This is a genomic window from Sphingomonas sp. EC-HK361, from assembly GCF_902498785.1.
Taxonomy (GTDB): domain Bacteria; phylum Pseudomonadota; class Alphaproteobacteria; order Sphingomonadales; family Sphingomonadaceae; genus Sphingomonas.
Map to the genome: position 1 here is coordinate 41178 of NZ_LR701494.1, position 17242 is coordinate 58419.

Here is a 17242-nt window from a genome sequence, read left to right on the forward strand (position 1 = left end):
AGAACGGGGCTTCGACACGCTCAGCCCGAACGGAGTGTTCGCGCACAGATAGGCATGCGACCCGATATCCTCAATCCACTCTTCGCAGAGGTCGCGGCGCTCAAGGGCGTTGGGCCAGCGCTCGCCAAGCCGCTGGAACGGCTGGGACTCGCGCGCGTCGTCGATGTCGCCTTCCATCTGCCGAGCGGGTGGATCGATCGTCTGCCGCGCACCGAGCTTGATGCGGCGGATGCCGGGCGCACGATCGCGATCACCCTGACCCCGCGCGACATCAGGACCTCCAGCTCTGCCCGCGGACCGACCCGCGTCAACGCCTTCGATGCGGCGGGCAATCACGTCAGCCTCGTCCATTTCGGCGGCTCGTCGGGCTGGGTGCGGAAGCTCTATCCGCTTGGCGAGCCGATCCGCGTCTCGGGCAAGCTCGAGATGTATGGGCAGGAACTCCAGATCATCCATCCCGAGCAGTTGGAGGAGGGCGCGCTGCGCGAGCGCGAGGCGATCTACCCGCTGTCCGAAGGCATCACCTCGCGCCGTGTCGCTGCGCTCGCCGAACAGGCGATCGCCCGCGCGCCCGACCTTCCCGAATGGATCGAGCCGGGCTTGAAAGCAAAGCATGGCTGGCCGGGCTGGCTCGCCGCGCTTGCCGCGATCCACGCCGACCCCGCCGACGCGAAGGCACGCGAGCGGCTCGCTTATGACGAACTGTTCGCGAACCAGCTCGCGCTGATGATCGTGCGGGCGGACACCCGAAAGCGTCGCGGGCGGGCGCTGAAAGGCGATGGGCGGCTGCGCAACCGGGTGACGCTCCCCTATCCGCTCACCGGGGCGCAGGCGCGCACGATCCGTGAGATCGAGGGCGATCTGGCGCAGGACGCGCCGATGCTGCGGTTGCTCCAGGGCGATGTCGGTTCGGGCAAGACGGTTGTCGCCGCCGAGGCGCTGCTGATCGCGGTCGAGGCTGGCGCGCAGGGCGCGTTTCTTGCGCCGACCGAAATTCTCGCGCGCCAGCATTACGACACGCTGCGGGCGCTGCTTGGCGGACTGCCGGTCAACATCGCCGTCCTCACCGGCCGCGACAAGGGCCGCGCGCGCGAATCGACGCTGATGGGGCTGGCGTCGGGCGAGATCGACATCCTGATCGGCACCCATGCGATCTTTCAGGAGGCGGTCACCTATCGCGATCTCGGCCTCGTCATCGTCGACGAGCAGCACCGTTTCGGCGTCGCGCAGCGGATGCTGCTGCAGGCGAAGGGCCAGCGCCCGCCGCATTTGCTCGCGATGACCGCGACCCCGATCCCGCGTACGCTGACGCTCGCCCAATATGGCGAGATGGATCAGAGCCGCCTCGACGAGATGCCGCCGGGGCGCGAGCCGGTGGAAACGCGCGTGATCTCGGAGGATCGCCTCGACGAGGTCGTCAACGCGCTCGGCCGCCATCTGGCGGAGGGAAAGCAGGCCTATTGGGTCTGCCCGCTGGTGGAGGAGAGCGAGAAATCGGACATGGCGGCGGCGGCGGCGCGGGCCGCGATGCTCGCCGCGCGGTTCGGGGCGGAGCGTGTCGGTCTCGTCCACGGCCGGATGCGGCCGGTGGAAAAGGATGCCGCGGTCGAGGCGTTCGCGTCGGCGCGCACCGGGGTGCTCGTCGCGACGACGGTGATCGAGGTGGGGGTCAACGTGCCCAACGCGACGCTGATCGTGATCGAGCACGCCGATCGCTTCGGGCTTGCCCAGCTTCATCAGTTGCGTGGCCGGGTCGGGCGCGGTGGCGGGCAATCGATGTGCCTGCTCATCCGTGGGAGCGCGCTGTCGGAAACCTCGCGCGCGCGGCTCGCGCTGATGCGCGAGACGAATGACGGCTTCCGCATCGCCGAGGAGGATTTGCGCCTGCGCGGCGGCGGGGAGATTCTCGGCACGCGCCAGTCGGGCGAGGCGGCGTTTCGACTTGCGACGCCGGAAATCCTGACGGAACTCCTGCCCGCGGCGACCGACGATGCGCGGCTGCTGATCGACCGCGACGGCGGGCTGGAGGGGCCGCGCGGGCAGGCGGCGCGGACGGCGCTCTATCTGTTCGAGCGCGACGCCGGTGTCGCGCTCTTGCGGTCGGGTTGAGCTAAGCCGACGCGAGCAGCCGCTGGGCTGCTTTCAGATGCGGCGCGTCCACCATCTTTCCGTCGAGCTGCAGCGCGCCCGCGCCGGGATTGGCGGCGAACAGGTCGACCACCGCCTGTGCGTGCGCGAGCTCTTCTGCCGAGGGCGTGAAGGCGGCGTTGATGACTGCGATCTGGCTTGGGTGGATCGCCATCATGCCGGTAAAGCCGTCACGCCGCCCGCGCGCGGCATAGGCGGCAAGGCCATCGGTATCGCGGAAATCGGGATAGACCGTCTCGATCGCGGGCACGGCGGCGGCGTGCGCGCCGAAGAGGGTCAGTGACCGGACCATCTCGTAGGGTGCCGTGTAGCGGCCATCGGCCTCGCGCGCGGAGGCCGCGCCGATCGCGGCGGGCAGATCCTCCGCCCCCCAGGTCAGCCCCGCGAGCCGGGAGCCGACAAGGCGGTAGCTGCCGAGCTCGAAGATCGCAGCGGGCGTTTCCGTCGCGACGGGCAGGACGCAATAGTCGCCGGGGAGCCGCGTCATCAGTGCCTCGACCGAGGCGGCACCTTCCGCCTTGGGCAGGACGATGCCGTCGATCGGCACCCCCGACAGCGCGGCGATATCCTCTGCCGCTTCGTCGCTCGTCACGGGGTTGATCCGCACGAAGATCGCGACGTCACCGATCCGTTCGCTGAGAAAGCGGACGACCGCGCCGCGCGCCTCCGCCTTTTTCTCCGGCGCGACCGAATCCTCGAGATCGAGGATCAGCGCGTCGGCACCGAGGCCCAGCGCCTTTTCCATCCGTTCCGGCCGGTCGCCCGGCACGAACAGCAGCGAGCGCAGCCGGCCGATCACCGCCCCATCTCCGCGAGTTTGCGTTCCCAGGCGAGCGCGTCGCGGACGATCCCGTCGAGGTCGTCGCGCTCGGGTCGCCAGTCGAGCGTCGCGAGGATCGCGGCATTGTCGGCGACGAGCATCGCGGGATCGCCAGCGCGGCGGCCTTCCAGACGGCGCTCTATCGTGCGGTTGGTGACCCGATCGACCGCGTCGAGCACCTCGAGAACCGAGAAGCCGCGGCCATAGCCGGCGTTGAGCGTGTGGCTCTTCGCCGGTTCCGCGACGAGCAGCTCCAGCGCCGCGACGTGCGCTGCGGCAAGATCCGACACATGGATATAGTCGCGCACGCCGGTGCCGTCGGGGGTGTCGAAATCGGTGCCGTAGACGCCGACCGCGTCGCGCTTGCCCGTCGCCGCCTCGACCGCGATCTTGATGAGATGGGTCGCGCCGACCGTCGACTGGCCCGAGCGTGCCTGCGGATCGGCGCCCGCCACGTTGAAATAGCGCAGCGCCGCGTAGTTCATCGGATGCGCGGCCGCGACATCACGCAGCATTGCCTCGGTCATCAGCTTCGACATCCCGTAGGGGTTGATCGGCACGGTCGGATCACCCTCGGCGATGGGCACGCGGTCGGGCGTGCCGTAGGTCGCGGCAGTGGAGGAAAAGATGAAGTGCGGCACGCCGCCCGCGACCGCGCTTTCGATCAGCGACCGCGAGGCGGCGGCGTTGTTCCGGTAATATTTCAGCGGATCGCTGACCGATTCCGGCACCACGACCGATCCGGCAAAGTGCATCACGGCGCGCACGCGGTGTTCGCGGATCACCTCCGCGACGCGCGAGTCCTCTACCGCCATCTCGACCAGCGTCGCGCGAGAATCGACCGCCCAGTCGAATCCGGTGACGAGATTGTCGATAACGACGACCTGATAGCCTGCATCACACAGCGCCAGCACCGCGTGGCTGCCGATATAGCCGGCCCCGCCCGTCACCATCACCTTGCCGTCGATCATGTCACGCGCGCTCCAGCTATTCCGCTCGCGTTAGCGGCTTCCTATCTTTCGGGCAAAGGAGACTGCGATGACCGACTATGCGATTGTGGCGGGTGGATGCTTCTGGTGCACCGAGGCGGTGTTCAAGGACGTGATCGGCGTGGAAAGCGTCGAGAGCGGCTATATTGGGGGCCATGTCGCTAACCCGACCTACAAGCAGGTGTGCGGCGGCGACACCGGCCATGCCGAGGCGATCCGTATCGGCTTCGATCCCGAACAGCTGTCTTACGGCGACCTGCTCGACATCTTCTTCGCGACGCACGACCCGACCCAGCTGAACCGGCAGGGCAATGATGTCGGCACGCAGTATCGCTCGGCGATCTTCCCGACGACGGTGATGCAGGAAGAACAGGCGAATGAGGCGATCGCGCGGGCTCAGACAGATCATTCGCAGCCAATCGTGACGACGATCGAGGACTTGGCGGAATGGTATCCGGCGGAAGGGTATCACCAGGATTACTGGGAAACCTCGGGTCGGTCGAACCCCTATTGCATGGCGGTGATCCCGCCGAAATTGCAGAAGCTCAGGAAGAGCTTCGCGGCAAGGTCGAAGGCCGCGGTGGAGGCGTAACGTATTCCCGCGAAGGCGGGAATCCAGAGTAACGAAGCGCAACTCTCGCGACTCTGGATTCCCGCCTACGCGGGAATACTGTCGGCTGCTACCGCGTCGGGACGGGCGTATCCCCGGAATAGTCGTAGAACCCGCGCTTGGTCTTGCGGCCGAACCACCCCGCCTCGACATATTTCACCAGCAGCGGCGCCGGCCGGAACTTCGGGTCGCCGGTCCCCTCGAACAGAACGCGGGTGATTTCCAGGCACGTATCCAGCCCGATGAAATCCGCCAGCGTCAGCGGCCCCATCGGATGGTTCAGGCCCAGCTGGCACGCCGCGTCGATATCGGGGATCGTCGCCACCCTCTCGCCCAGCGCGAAGCATGCCTCGTTCAGCATCGGCATCAAAACGCGGTTGACGATGAAGCCCGGCGCATCGTTCGCCCGCACCACGCGCTTGCCGAGCGCCTTCGCATAATCCTCGACGATCGCCACCGTCGAATCCGAGGTGGCAAGCCCGCGGATCAGCTCGATCAGCCCCATGACCGGCACGGGGTTGAAGAAGTGAACGCCGACGAAGCGCGCCGGATCGGGCGTCGCCTGCGCCAGCCGGGTGATCGGGATGGACGACGTGTTCGATGCCAGCACCGCCTCCGCGCCCAGCACCTTGCCGATATCGGCGAAGATCGCGCGCTTGATCTCCTCGCGCTCGGTCGCCGCCTCGATGACGAGTTCGGCGGATGCCATTGCGCTTACGCCCTCGACGGCTTCGATCCGCGCGAGCGCCGCATCGCGCGCGGTCGCGTCGATCTTCTCCTTCTCGACCGCGCGGGCGAGTTGCTTCGCGATCCCCGCCTTGCCCGCCTCGGCACGCTCCAGCGACACATCGGTGAGGAGCACGCGATAGCCCGCCTGCGCCGAAACCTGCGCGATCCCCGCGCCCATCTGTCCCGCGCCGATGACGCCGATCGTCTGCATGGCCAATCTTCCTGAAATCCGTGACTGGCGGCCTCCTAGCCGCTTGGTTAGGCTGGCGCAAAAGGAGAGAAATATGCGGGTCGTCGGCTTGATGGGGTGCCTTGCGCTGGTCGCTTGCGGGGACGACCGCGGCAGTGACAACGCAGCGGCGTTCAACGTGGTCGCGGCGACCAGCGCCCCATCGTCACCCGCGTCGTCACCGGCGACGCCGGTGGCAGCGGCCCCGACGGATTCCCGCGCGACGCCGAAGCCGGGCATGCTTAAGACCTTCGGCGACTGGACGGTAGGGTGCGACAATGTGCTGACCTGCCAGGTGGGATCGCTGCTGCCCGAGGGGGATTTCGACGGAGCGGTGACCGTCGCGCTGTTGCGGGAAGCGGGGGAGCCGGGTGGGATCACCGTCTCGGCCTCTCCGCGTGAGGATAATATCGCGCCGGCGGCGATCCTGATCGACGGTAAGCGGATCGCGGGCACGGCGGCCGATGGCCGGGTGAGGGGTGCTGACGCGGTGGCGCTCGCGCGGGCGATGACCAACGGCACGACGATGGACGTGATGGGCAAGGCCGGGCGGATCGGCCGCGTGTCGCTGAAAGGCGCGTCGGCGGCGCTACGCTATATCGACGCGGCGCAGGGGCGGGCCGGAACGCAGAGCGCGATCGTCGCGCGGGGCGGCAAGCCGGACACGACGATAGCGCCATCTCCGCCGACGATCCTCGCGGTAAAGGCCGAGGGCAAGCCCGTGACCCCGAGTGCGACGCAAATCGCCGAGATGAACCGAACGGGCGCGTGCGCGATGCCGGACGGCGTCGACGTGAAGCCCGTTCTCGGCGCGCTTGGCGGCGGGAAGACGCTGGTGATCCTGCCGTGCTCGACCGGCGCCTACAACCTGATCGGCGCGCTGTTCGTCGTCGACGGTGTCGCGATCACACCGGCGCAGGTCGACAGCCCGTCGGGATTCGAAGCGACGGGCGCGGATTCGCAGACGCCCGTGCACAGCGTCATCAATGGCGACTTCGCAAAGGGCGTGCTGTCGAGCTACGCCAAGGGGCGAGGGCTCGGCGACTGCGGGGTTTCGCAGGAGTTCGTCTGGGACGGCACCCGGTTTCGCCTTTCGAAGCAGACCGAAATGGGCGAGTGCCGGGGAAATATCGATTACATCACGACGTGGCGGGCAAAGGTCGTGCGTAGGTAGGGCAAGTCCTTCGTGTCCCCGAGAAGGCGGGGACCCAGTCTGGACTCCCGCCTTCGCGGGAGCACGACGAGCGCCGGACTAGGGCGCTGGCCGCTCCGCCTGCGCCTCGGCGAGATATACCGCGAACCTGTCCTCGGGGTCGGTCCATTCCGTGACCGGCGTCCACCCGCCCGACCGCAACAGGATGCGTGCGTCGCGTGGGCCGTATTTGTGGCTGTTCTCGGTGTGAATCGTCTCGCCCGCTGCGATCGTGAACGGCCGTCCATCGATCGTGAAGGCGGCGTCGCGCTCCGCCTCCAGGTGCATTTCGATGCGCGCGCGGTCGTCGTTCCAGATAGCGCGGTGGCGGAAGGCATCGACAGGAATTGTGCCCGAAAGCTCGCGGTTGATGCGATCCAGCAGGTTCAAATTGAACGCCGCCGTCACGCCCTGCGCGTCGTCATAGGCGTTGACGAGCACGTCCGCATCCTTGATCCGGTCCATCCCGATGAGCAGCATCGCGCCGACCCCGAGCGAAGCCCGCATCGCGCGGAGCAGATCGACCGCCATCAACGGAATCATGTTGCCGATCGTCGATCCGGGAAAGAACCCCAGCTTCCGCGCCTCCGCGATCGTCCGAGGCAAAGCGAGCGGGCGCATGAAGTCCGCCTCGAACGGCAGCACGAGCAGGTCGGGAAAGGCCTGGCTGATCGCGCGCGAGGACTCGCGCAGGAATTCGCCCGAAATGTCGATCGGGACATAAGCGGACGGCTTCGCATGGCGCAGCAGGATCGGTGTCTTGGTCGAGGAGCCGGAGCCGAACTCGACGACCGCGCGGCCCTCGCCGATCCGGTCGGTCAGCGTCGGGCAAAGCGCTTCGAGGATCGCGGTCTCGGTGCGGGTCGGGTAGTATTCGGGCAGGTCGGTGATCGCCTCGAACAGCTCCGATCCGCGGTGATCGTAGAACCAGCGCGCCGGAATAGCGCGCGGCCGCGCCTCGAACCCGCGCAGCACGTCGGCGCGGAATTGCGGATCGGCGAGCGAGGCCTGGCCGTCCTCGATTTCCTGGCGGAGCATCACAGGTCCTTTGCGAGCCGGACGCCGGTGAACTGCCAGCGCTGATGGGGATAGAAGAAGTTGCGGTAGGAGGCGCGCGCATGGCCGCGGGGCGTGGCGCACGAACCGCCGCGCAGCACGAACTGCCCGCTCATGAACTTGCCATTATACTCTCCGACCGCGCCCTCGGCCGCGCGAAAACCGGGATAGGGGCGGTAGGCGCTGCCGGTCCATTCCCACACATCGCCGAAGAAGGCGGGGCCTTCGGTGGCGGGGCGTGGCTCGACCGGCCCGGCGGCGTCCATGAAGTGACCGATGTTCGCATCGTGCGTTTGCGCGGCGGCTTCCCATTCGGCCTCGGTCGGCAACCGCGCGCCGGCCCAACTCGCATAGGCATCCGCCTCGAAGAAGCTGACATGGGTGACGGGCGCGGCAGGATCGATCGGGCGGCGGCCATCGAGCCCGAAGCGGGTCCATGCGCCATCGCGCTGTTCCCAATAGAGCGGCGCGGCGATACCCTCGGCTTTCACCCACGCCCAGCCATCGGACAGCCAGTGGCGCGCGTCGGCATAGCCGCCATCGGCGATGAACGCCGCCCATTCGCCGTTGGTGACGGTGCGGTCTGCAATGGCGTGCGGTGTCAGCAGAACCTCATGGCGCGGCCCCTCGCAATCGAACGCGAAAGCGCCTCCGTCATGGCCGATCGTCGCGATTCCGCCGGAGGGTGAAATCCAGCCTACCGGCCCTGGCATTGCCACCGGCACCTTGCGCGCCGCAGGCCACAGCGCCGGTTCGAGCGGATTCTCCGAAAACAGGTGTAGGATGTCGGTGACGAGGAGTTCCTGATGCTGCTCCTCATGGTGGCAGCCGAGCGCGACGATTGCCCGGGCGTCATCCCCCAGCGTCGGCAGCGCCGCCGCCATCGCCGCATCGACATGCGCGCGGTATGCCCGCACCTCGTCCAGCGTCGGCCGCGTGATCATCCCGCGGCGGTCGCGGGCATGGCGGCGGCCTTCCGCCTCGTAATAGCTGTTGAACAGAAACGGCCAGCGTTCGTCATGCAGCCGGTAGCCAGGCACCGAATCGCGCAGCACGAAGGTTTCGAAGAACCACGTCGTGTGCGCCAGATGCCATTTGGCGGGCGACGCGTCGGGCATCGACTGCACCGTCGCGTCCGCATCGGACAGGGGTGCGGCGAGCGCAAGACTCAGCGCGCGGACGGATTCGTAACGGCGGGCAAGCGGCTGGTCTTGGATGGATGCCGCGGCAGGTGCGCGCATGGCTCTCTCCAGATCGTGAACACGTGGGATTACAACACGCGGGAATACAAGGGGCTTTCCACGCTACGCTGGACTTAACGCACGCCCCCAGGAACCCACAGAACGTCTCCCGCCCCGTTTTTGTTCACGGATCGTGCCGCGACGAACAGAAAATCCGACAGCCGATTGAGGTAGGTTAAGGCCTCAGGGTTGATCGGCGCCGCAACCGCGACTGCCGCACGTTCTGCCCGCCGCACGATCGCGCGGGCGAGGTGGAGCGCGGCCGCGCCCGACGAGCCGCCCGGCAGGATGAAGCTGGTGAGCGGCGGCATGGCCGCGTTCATCGCGTCGATCTCCGCCTCCAGCCGCGCCGGCTGCGCGGCGACGATCCGGAGCGTCATCTCAGACGGCGCGAAATCGTCGCCTGGTGTCGCAAGGTCGGCGCCGAGATCGAACAGGTCGTTCTGGATGCGGGTCAGCGCCGCCGCCAACGGGTGCTCGCCAAGCGCCGCGATCGCGACGCCGATCGCGCTGTTCGCCTCATCGACATCGCCGATCGCCGCCATCCGCGCGTCGGCCTTGGACACGCGGCTGCCGTCGACGAGGCCGGTCGTGCCGTCATCACCGGTGCGCGTGTAGATCTTGTTGAGCTTGACCAGCGGCTCAGGTCCGGCCGGCGGCGAACAGCAGGATCACGACGATCACCACCGCGATCGCCTGGAACAGGATACGCTGCTGCATCATCCGGTTCGATTTCAGCGCCGACGCGCTTGGCGCATCGCCATGCGCCTCTGCGGTGGACTGCTGAAGGAAGGTGACGATCCCGCGGACGAGCGCCACGACCGTCGCGATCATCGCGGCAATCAGGAGGATGACGAGGAAGGTCTGCATGGCCGCAAGGCTAGGCGCTTGCGACGCCGTTGGGAAGGCGTCCGGCACGGATTTCGTCCGCCAGCGGGCGCCCATCCGCCCCGGCCTCGCGCATCGCCGCCAGTGTCGGTGCGCCATGCCGCTTGGCGAGGCGTTGACCATCGGCACCCAGCAGCAATGGATGGTGGTGATAGCGCGGTGTCGGCAGCCCCAGCAGCGCCTGGAGCAGCCGGTGGATATGCGTCGCATCGAACAGGTCTTGTCCGCGCACCACATCAGTCACGCCCTGCGCGGCATCGTCGACCGTCACCGCGAGGTGATAGCTCGACGGCACGTCCTTGCGCGCCAGCACGACATCGCCCTGCGCCAGCGGATTCGCGGCGACCTCGCCCGTGCACTCGTCCCACCATGTCAGCGGCCCGGCTTCCGCCACCGCCTTCGCCATGTCGAGCCGCCAGCAATGCGCGTCGTCCATCCGCGCCGACGGGTCGATCGCGCGGCAGGTGCCCGGATAGACCGGCCCTGCATCGCCGTGCGGTGCGGAGGCGCTCGCCGCGATCTCGGCGCGCGTGCAGAAGCAGGGATAGACGAGCCCGCGCGCTTTTAGCGTCGCCAGCGCGGCGGCATAGAGCGCCAGCCGCTCCGACTGAAAGACGACCGGCCCGTCCCATGCCAGTCCCAGCCAGGCGAGGTCGGCCAGAATCGTCTCGACATGCTCCGCCCGGCTGCGCGTGCCGTCGATATCCTCGATCCGCAGCAGGAAGTGCCCGCCAGCCGCGCGGGTCAGATCATGCGCGCGGATGGCGGAGAGCGCGTGGCCGATGTGCAACCGTCCCGTGGGACTCGGCGCAAAGCGGCCGATCACGCACGCCGACTCTTGACCGGGCGAGTCGCTCGCTGTCATCATGGCGTCACGGACGTAGGCGATTGCGACCACCGACACGCCGGGCCGGATGGCTTCCGGGCTGGCAAGCCTTGGGAGGATACGTGTTTCATCCCGATCTGATCCGCCATCCCGACAGTTGCCCCACGCTCGTCCTGAATGCCGATTATACCCCGCTCTCCTATTATCCGCTGAGCGTCTGGCCCTGGCAGACCGCGATCAAGGCGGTGTTCCTCGACCGCGTCGATATCGTCGCGCACTATGAGCGCGAGGTGCATAGCCCCACCCACACGATGAAGCTGCCCTCGGTCATCGCGCTGAAGCAGTTTGTCCGGCCCTCGCAATTTCCCGCCTTCACCCGGTTCAACCTGTTCCTGCGCGACAAGTTCTCGTGCCAATATTGCGGGCACGGCCGCGATCTGACCTTCGATCACGTCATCCCGCGCGCGCAGGGTGGGCGGACGACGTGGGAGAATGTCGTCACCGCCTGCGCGCCTTGCAACCTCAAAAAGGGCGGGCGGACGCCGAAGCAGGCGCACATGCCGCTCCACATCGAGCCGATCCGGCCGACCAACTGGCATCTGCAGGAGCATGGCCGGCGCTTCCCGCCCAACTACCTGCACGAGACGTGGCACGATTGGCTCTATTGGGACGTTGAACTGGAAGCCTGACCAAGCTAGCCGGGCGAAGAGGGAGACGTCGATGCTGAATGTCCGTGGCGGGGCGCCGATGATTGTCGCGGCGCTGATGGTGGCGGCCTGTTCGGGCAAGGGCGAGGACCATGCCGACAATATCGCGGCGGTCAGCAACTATATCCCGCCCTCGGTCACATCCCGCCTCGACTTCGGCAGCTCGATCGAGCGGCGCTTCCAAGCGCTCGATCGCAACGCGGATGGCAAGATCACCAAGGACGAGCTGCCGCGGCAGGATTCTCGGCTGGCAAGGCTCGACAAAAATGGCGATGGTGTGATTTCAGCGGACGAGTTCAGCAAGGGCTTGCTCGCGCGGTTCGACAGCTGGGACCTGAACAAGGACGGCAGCGTGACCACCGAAGAACGCCGCCGCGCGGAAGCGCAGCAGGCAACGGGCGAGAACTCCGCCGCGCCAGCGAATTCGAACGCGCCAAGCCGCTGATGCGTTGACCGGGGCGATAGTGCGGTGCAGCATGAAGCGATGGCAGCCCTTCCCCCCGTCACCAACAATCCCGACATCCGCTATCTGGGGCGCGTCCTCGGCGATGTGATCCGCGCTTATGGCGGGGAGCGGCTGTTCGATCGGACCGAGGCGATTCGCGCTGCCTCGGTCGAACGGCACCGAATTGGCGGGGGCGAGGGCGCCAGCGACGCAGCGTCCGATCCGCATCTGGAAACGCTAAGCCTCGACGAGACGCTCGATTTCGTCCGCGGCTTCATGCTCTTCTCGATGCTCGCCAATCTCGCCGAGGACCGGCAGGGCATCGCTGCCGACCCGGACGCCGATGTCGCCGCCGCATTGAAGGCGCTGGCGAAGGAAGGAATCGACCGCACCCGGGTGCTCGAACTGCTGAACCACGCGCTCATTGCGCCCGTCCTGACCGCGCACCCGACCGAAGTGCGCCGCAAGAGCATGATCGACCACCGCAATCGCATCGCCGCGCTGATGACGGTGCGCGACAGCGGCGCCCCTACGACGCCGGACGGCGACGACGTGGACGAGGCGATCCGCCGCCAGATCGCGCTGCTCTGGCAGACCCGCGTGCTGCGCCGCGAGCGGCTGTATGTGAAGGACGAGGTGGAGACAGCGCTCAGCTATCTGCGCGACGTGTTCCTGCCGACGATCCCTGCGCTCTACCAGCGCTGGGACCGCGCGCTCGGCGAGCGCGTGCCGAGCTTCCTGCGCCCCGGAAGCTGGATCGGCGGCGACCGCGACGGCAATCCGTTCGTCACCGCGGATTCGCTCCGCACCGCGCTCGCCGTCGCCAGCGAGGCGGTGCTCGGCCATTATCTGGATGCGGTGCACGCGCTTGGCGCCGAGCTTTCGATCGCAACCGGCCATGCCCACGTGGCCGATGACGTGCTGGCCCTCGCCGAGCGGAGCGGCGACGAAGCCGAGAGCCGCAGCGACGAGCCCTATCGGCGCGCCCTGTCCGGCGTCTATGCGCGCCTCGCTGCGACCCATCAGGCATTGACCGGGAAGCCCGCGCCCCGGGCCCATTGGCTGATGGGCGATCCCTATCCCGACCCGGTGTCCTTTCGCGCCGATCTCGTCACGATCGCGCGAGGGCTGCGCGCGGACGGGGAGGGGGTGCTGGCGTCGGGCGGCCAGCTGGGGCGGCTGATCCGCGCCGTCGATGTCTTCGGCTTTCACCTCGCGACACTCGATCTTCGCCAGAACAGCGCCGTCCACGAACGCGTCGTCGCCGAGCTGCTCAGGGTCGCGGGCGTCGAGGCGGATTACCTCGCGCTCGACGAAGCGCAGCGGGTGATGCTGCTCCGCCACGAACTGTCGAACGCGCGGCCGCTCGCCAGTGCCTTTGCCGATTATTCCGACGAGACCCGCAGCGAACTCGCGATCGTGAAAGCGGCGGCGGAGGCGCATGCGCAATACGGCCCGGCCGCGATCCGCCAGTATATCGTCTCGATGGCGAAATCGGTGTCCGACCTGCTCGAGGTGAACCTGTTGCTGAAGGAGGTCGGGCTTTACCGCACAGGCGATGAAGCGAGCGCCGCGATCATGGCGGTGCCGCTGTTCGAGACGATCGAGGACCTCGAAGCCGCGCCCGCGATCATGGCCGAATGGTTCGCGCTGCCCGAGGTCAAGGCGATCACCGCCGCGCGCGGCCATCAGGAAGTGATGATCGGCTATTCCGACTCGAACAAGGACGGCGGCTACCTCACCTCGACGTGGCAGCTGTCAAAGGCCTCGACCGCGCTGAAACCGATCTTCGAGGCGGCGGGCGTCGGGATGCAGCTGTTCCACGGCCGCGGCGGCGCGGTGGGGCGCGGCGGCGGCTCGGCCTTCGCGGCGATCCGCGCACAGCCGCCGGGAACGGTGCAGGGCCGCATCCGCATCACCGAACAGGGCGAGGTGATCGCGGGTAAATACGGCACGCGCGAGAGTGCTGCGACCAATCTGGAGGCCATGGCGGCGGCGACGCTGCTCGCCACGCTCGAGCCGCCGCCGCTTTCGAACAGCGAGGCGGCGCGGTTCGGCGCGGCGATGGACGCGCTGTCGGATGCCGCCTTCCGCGCCTATCGCAACCTCGTCTACGGCACCGACGGCTTCACTACGTTTTTCCGCCAGATGACCCCGATCGCGGAGATCGCCGGCCTCAAGATCGGCAGCCGGCCGGCCGCCCGCAAGAAATCCGACGCGATCGAGGATCTCCGCGCGATCCCCTGGGTGTTCAGCTGGGCGCAGGCGCGCGTCATGCTGCCGGGCTGGTACGGCGTCGGCCAGGCGATGGCGGCGTTCGAGGACAAGGCGCTGCTCGCAGAGATGGCCGAGGGCTGGCCGCTGTTCGCCGCGACGCTCGCCAACATGGAAATGGTGCTCGCGAAATCCGACATGGGGATCGCGGCGCGCTATGCCGGGCTGGTGGAAGATGCGACGTTGCGTGACACGGTGTTCGGGCGAATCCGCGACGGCTGGCAGGCAACACATGACGGCCTGCTCACCGCGACCGCGCAGTCGCGGCTGCTGGAAAAGCACCCGGCGCTCGACGCGTCCATCCGGCTACGGCTTCCCTATATCGAGCCGCTGAACCTCCTCCAGATCGAGCTGATGAAACGTCACCGCGCCGGCGAGGACGATGCGCGGATCGGCGAGGGTATCCTCCTGTCGATCAACGCGATCGCGACGGCGCTGCGCAACAGCGGCTGAATGCGCAGCAACGGGGAAACTAGAGCGCCTCGATCGTGGAAAATGCACGGGCCGCGAGCGCCGGGGCAAGCGCGCGTTCGCGATCGGTGAGTGCGGTGAAAACGGCGACGTCGCCACCGGTCCGCCGCCAGCTTTGGCCCGCGGTCAGAAACGCGATGCGCCGCGCGATGCCGGGACCGCCATCGACGAAGACAACCGGACGCGGCGCGGCCGTCGCAAGCTCGTCCTCCACCAGCGGAAAGTGGGTGCAGGCGTTGACGATGACGTCGATCGCGGCGCCGCCCGGCTGATCGAAGAGCCCGGCCAGCACCGCGCGGTAGGCGGCGGGGTCGTTCGCTTCGCCGCGCAGCTTGGCCTCCGCGAGCTCGACGAGCGCGGCGGAGCCGTGGCGCAACACCGTGCAGTCGGCGGCGAACCGCTGCGCGAGGTCGTCGACATAGGCTTGCCGCAAAGTGGCGTCGGTGCCGAGCACCCCGATCGTCCGCGTCTTGGAAATCGCGGCGGCAGGCTTGATCGCGGGCACCGTCCCCACGATCGGCAGGTCAAGCGCCGATCGCACCGCCGGCAGCGCGATGGTCGAGGCGGTGTTGCAGGCGATGACGATCAGCCGCGGGCGGTAGCGTTCCGCCAGCCGACCAAGGAGTGCTGGCACGCGCGCCGCGATCTCGCCTTCCGACTTGGTGCCGTAGGGGAAGCCAGCCGAATCGGCCGCATAGACGAAGCGCGCGTCCGGCAACAGCGCGCGCGCCGGCGCGACGATCGACAGGCCGCCCACGCCAGAATCGAAGAACAGGATCGGGCGGTCGGCGGCATCCATGCGCGCGCTCTAACGAAAAGCGCCAAGTTGATACAGATCGTTGTCAGAGCGTCACGGGATGCGCTAGGCATCGGGAACAAACGGGGGAAACGCCGAGTCTTGGCAACCGAAACGCTCTGGATCAACCCGACGGCTGCGCTGCTGATCGGCTATCTGCTGGGCTCGATCCCGTTCGGCATCCTGCTGACGCGCGCGTTCGGCGCGGGCGATCTGCGCCAGATCGGATCGGGCAATATCGGCGCCACCAACGTGCTGCGTACCGGTCGCAAGGGGCTGGCGGCGGCAACGCTGCTGCTCGACATGCTGAAGGGCTTCGCTGCGGTCATGATCGTCGCGGCGCTGCTGCCCGGTGAGGAGCAGCTGGCCGCGGCTGGCGCGTTCATCGGGCATTGCTATCCGATCTGGCTGCGCTTTCGCGGCGGCAAGGGCGTCGCCACGCTGATGGGGATCGTGCTCGCGCTGCACTGGCCGGTCGGGCTTGTCTATGCGGTGGTGTGGCTTGGGCTGCTGGCGACGCTGCGGATATCCTCCGTTGCGGGGATGGCGGCGGCGGTCAGCACCCCGGTGTCGGCCGCCGCGGTCGATCGGATGGACCTGGTGCCCCTGTTCCTGGCGCTTGCCGCCCTGGTATTGTGGACGCACCGCGCGAACCTCGGTCGTCTGATCGAGGGTACCGAGCCGCGGATCGGCGGGGCGAAGAGCGCCTGAGCCGCGGGGACGACAACGCGAACGACGGCGAGGCCGCGACCGCGCGGCTGCGGCTGATCCGCACGCCGAAGGTCGGCCCTGTGACCTATCGCCAGCTGATCGCCCGCTTCGGCAGCGCCGATGCGGCGATCGCAGCGTTGCCCATGCTCGCGAGCCGGGGCGGCGGGGCGCCCCCGCCGATCGCGACCGACGACGATGCGCGACGCGAGATCGCGCGGGCGGCGAAACTCGGCGCCCGGCACCTCTTTCTCGACGACGCCGATTATCCGCCGCTGCTGTGCGAACTCGACAATGCGCCGGCCGCGATCGTTGTCCGCGGCGATATCGCGCTGGCGCGGCGGACGTGCATCGCGATGGTCGGCGCGCGCAACGCCTCGGCTGCGGCCTGTCGCTTCGCGCGCAGCCTTGCGCACGACCTCGCCGCCGAGGGCGCCAGCGTCGTCTCGGGTCTGGCGCGCGGGATCGACACGGCCGCGCATGTCGGATCGCTCGACGGTGGGACGATCGCGGTGATCGCGGGCGGCATCGATATCGCCTACCCCCCGGAAAACGCGGCGCTGCAGGATCGCATCGCCGAGACGGGGCTGCTGATCGCCGAGATGCCGCCGGGGACCGAGCCGCGTGCACGCCACTTCCCCTATCGCAACCGGATCATCGCCGGTCTGTCGGTGGGCACCGTCGTGGTCGAGGCGGTGCCCAAATCCGGCTCGCTCATCACCGCGCGGCTGGCGGGCGAGGCGGGGCGCGAAGTCATGGCGGTGCCCGGCCATCCGCTCGATCCGCGCGCGCAGGGCTGCAACCTGCTGATCCGCGAAGGCGCGACGTTGGTGCAGTCGGCGGCCGACATCCTGGAACAGGTCCGCCCGATCGACGTCCGCGCCGTTCGCGCGCCGGGATCGTCCTATGGCGCGCCGCCGCTCGAGGATGCGAACGATGCCGACCGCCGCGTGGTCGTCGCGCTGCTCGCGCCCGTTCCGGTCGCGGTCGACGAGCTGATCCGTCAGGCCGGTCTGAGTCCCGCGATCGTCCAGACGGTGCTGCTCGAACTGGAACTTGCCGGACGGATCGAGCGTCACGCCGGCGCGCGCGTCAGCCTGTCCTGACTTGCGG

General features: G+C 68.2%; 17 protein-coding genes. 8 read left to right on the forward strand and 9 right to left on the reverse strand.

Translation table 11 applies throughout. The features are described 5' to 3' along the window. The first annotated feature begins 54 nt into the window (after nucleotides 1-54). Nucleotides 55-2109 carry an ATP-dependent DNA helicase RecG gene (gene recG, locus BOS5A_RS07330; protein WP_151954599.1) on the forward strand — a complete coding sequence of 685 codons (2055 nt, stop codon included), beginning with the start codon at nucleotides 55-57 and terminating at the stop codon, nucleotides 2107-2109. A 1-nt stretch (nucleotide 2110) separates the two neighbouring features. On the opposite strand, the gene BOS5A_RS07335 is transcribed toward recG, so the two are convergent. Further along, nucleotides 2111-2944 carry an HpcH/HpaI aldolase/citrate lyase family protein gene (locus BOS5A_RS07335; protein ID WP_199857406.1) on the reverse strand — a complete coding sequence of 278 codons (834 nt, stop codon included), beginning with the start codon at nucleotides 2942-2944 and terminating at the stop codon, nucleotides 2111-2113. Next, nucleotides 2944-3939, reverse strand: a complete 996-nt coding sequence (gene galE / locus BOS5A_RS07340; protein WP_151954600.1) for a UDP-glucose 4-epimerase GalE — start codon at nucleotides 3937-3939, stop codon at nucleotides 2944-2946. The genes BOS5A_RS07335 and galE overlap by 1 nt, the downstream gene beginning before the upstream one ends. A gap of 67 nt (nucleotides 3940-4006) precedes the next feature. Here galE and msrA point away from each other — a divergent pair, with 67 nt between their 5' ends. Continuing rightward, a complete protein-coding gene (gene msrA, locus BOS5A_RS07345; protein WP_151954601.1) occupies nucleotides 4007-4549 on the forward strand; it encodes a peptide-methionine (S)-S-oxide reductase MsrA in 543 nt (180 codons plus the stop codon). 88 nt (nucleotides 4550-4637) lie between these two features. Here msrA and BOS5A_RS07350 read toward each other — a convergent pair whose 3' ends face one another. Then, the gene (locus BOS5A_RS07350; RefSeq protein ID WP_151954602.1) at nucleotides 4638-5507 is read right to left on the reverse strand and encodes a 3-hydroxybutyryl-CoA dehydrogenase; all 870 of its coding nucleotides are present in this window, start codon (nucleotides 5505-5507) and stop codon (nucleotides 4638-4640) included. Nucleotides 5508-5580: 73 nt separating this feature from the next. Here BOS5A_RS07350 and BOS5A_RS07355 point away from each other — a divergent pair, with 73 nt between their 5' ends. Next, entirely contained in the window at nucleotides 5581-6699 is a 1119-nt protein-coding gene (locus BOS5A_RS07355) for a DUF1176 domain-containing protein (protein ID WP_199857276.1), read from the forward strand. A gap of 78 nt (nucleotides 6700-6777) precedes the next feature. Here the strand turns inward: BOS5A_RS07355 and egtD are convergent, their stop codons facing one another. The 5 genes from egtD to gluQRS form a co-directional block, all read right to left on the reverse strand. Further along, nucleotides 6778-7755, reverse strand: coding sequence for an L-histidine N(alpha)-methyltransferase (egtD, locus tag BOS5A_RS07360; RefSeq protein WP_151954604.1), 978 nt, complete (start codon nucleotides 7753-7755; stop codon nucleotides 6778-6780). Continuing rightward, nucleotides 7755-9014 (reverse strand): ergothioneine biosynthesis protein EgtB, encoded by a 1260-nt coding sequence (gene egtB / locus BOS5A_RS07365; protein ID WP_151954605.1) that lies wholly within the window; start codon nucleotides 9012-9014, stop codon nucleotides 7755-7757. The genes egtD and egtB overlap by 1 nt, the downstream gene beginning before the upstream one ends. 74 nt (nucleotides 9015-9088) lie before the next feature. Beyond that, the gene (locus tag BOS5A_RS07370) at nucleotides 9089-9652 is read right to left on the reverse strand and encodes a cob(I)yrinic acid a,c-diamide adenosyltransferase (protein ID WP_151954606.1); all 564 of its coding nucleotides are present in this window, start codon (nucleotides 9650-9652) and stop codon (nucleotides 9089-9091) included. 4 nt (nucleotides 9653-9656) lie between these two features. Next, entirely contained in the window at nucleotides 9657-9884 is a 228-nt protein-coding gene (locus BOS5A_RS07375; protein WP_151954607.1) for a twin transmembrane helix small protein, read from the reverse strand. 10 nt (nucleotides 9885-9894) lie between these two features. Beyond that, entirely contained in the window at nucleotides 9895-10767 is an 873-nt protein-coding gene (gene gluQRS, locus BOS5A_RS07380) for a tRNA glutamyl-Q(34) synthetase GluQRS (protein ID WP_151955884.1), read from the reverse strand. Nucleotides 10768-10850: 83 nt separating this feature from the next. Here gluQRS and BOS5A_RS07385 point away from each other — a divergent pair, with 83 nt between their 5' ends. Genes BOS5A_RS07385 through ppc form a run of 3 tightly spaced genes read left to right on the forward strand, consistent with a single transcriptional unit; the run spans nucleotide 10851 to nucleotide 14607 of the window. Continuing rightward, nucleotides 10851-11417, forward strand: coding sequence for an HNH endonuclease (locus BOS5A_RS07385; protein WP_151954608.1), 567 nt, complete (start codon nucleotides 10851-10853; stop codon nucleotides 11415-11417). 31 nt (nucleotides 11418-11448) lie between these two features. Beyond that, nucleotides 11449-11880 carry an EF-hand domain-containing protein gene (locus BOS5A_RS07390; protein ID WP_199857277.1) on the forward strand — a complete coding sequence of 144 codons (432 nt, stop codon included), beginning with the start codon at nucleotides 11449-11451 and terminating at the stop codon, nucleotides 11878-11880. Nucleotides 11881-11919: 39 nt separating this feature from the next. Next, the gene (gene ppc, locus BOS5A_RS07395; protein ID WP_151954610.1) at nucleotides 11920-14607 is read left to right on the forward strand and encodes a phosphoenolpyruvate carboxylase; all 2688 of its coding nucleotides are present in this window, start codon (nucleotides 11920-11922) and stop codon (nucleotides 14605-14607) included. A 19-nt stretch (nucleotides 14608-14626) separates the two neighbouring features. Here the strand turns inward: ppc and murI are convergent, their stop codons facing one another. Continuing rightward, nucleotides 14627-15424, reverse strand: coding sequence for a glutamate racemase (gene murI, locus BOS5A_RS07400; RefSeq protein ID WP_151954611.1), 798 nt, complete (start codon nucleotides 15422-15424; stop codon nucleotides 14627-14629). A 99-nt stretch (nucleotides 15425-15523) separates the two neighbouring features. Between murI and plsY the strand changes: the two genes are divergently transcribed. Beyond that, nucleotides 15524-16132, forward strand: coding sequence for a glycerol-3-phosphate 1-O-acyltransferase PlsY (gene plsY, locus BOS5A_RS07405; protein WP_234419259.1), 609 nt, complete (start codon nucleotides 15524-15526; stop codon nucleotides 16130-16132). After that, nucleotides 16129-17235: a DNA-processing protein DprA gene (gene dprA / locus BOS5A_RS07410; RefSeq protein ID WP_151955886.1), complete on the forward strand. Its 1107-nt coding sequence runs from the start codon at nucleotides 16129-16131 to the stop codon at nucleotides 17233-17235. The genes plsY and dprA overlap by 4 nt, the downstream gene beginning before the upstream one ends. The last annotated feature ends 7 nt before the right edge of the window (nucleotides 17236-17242 follow it).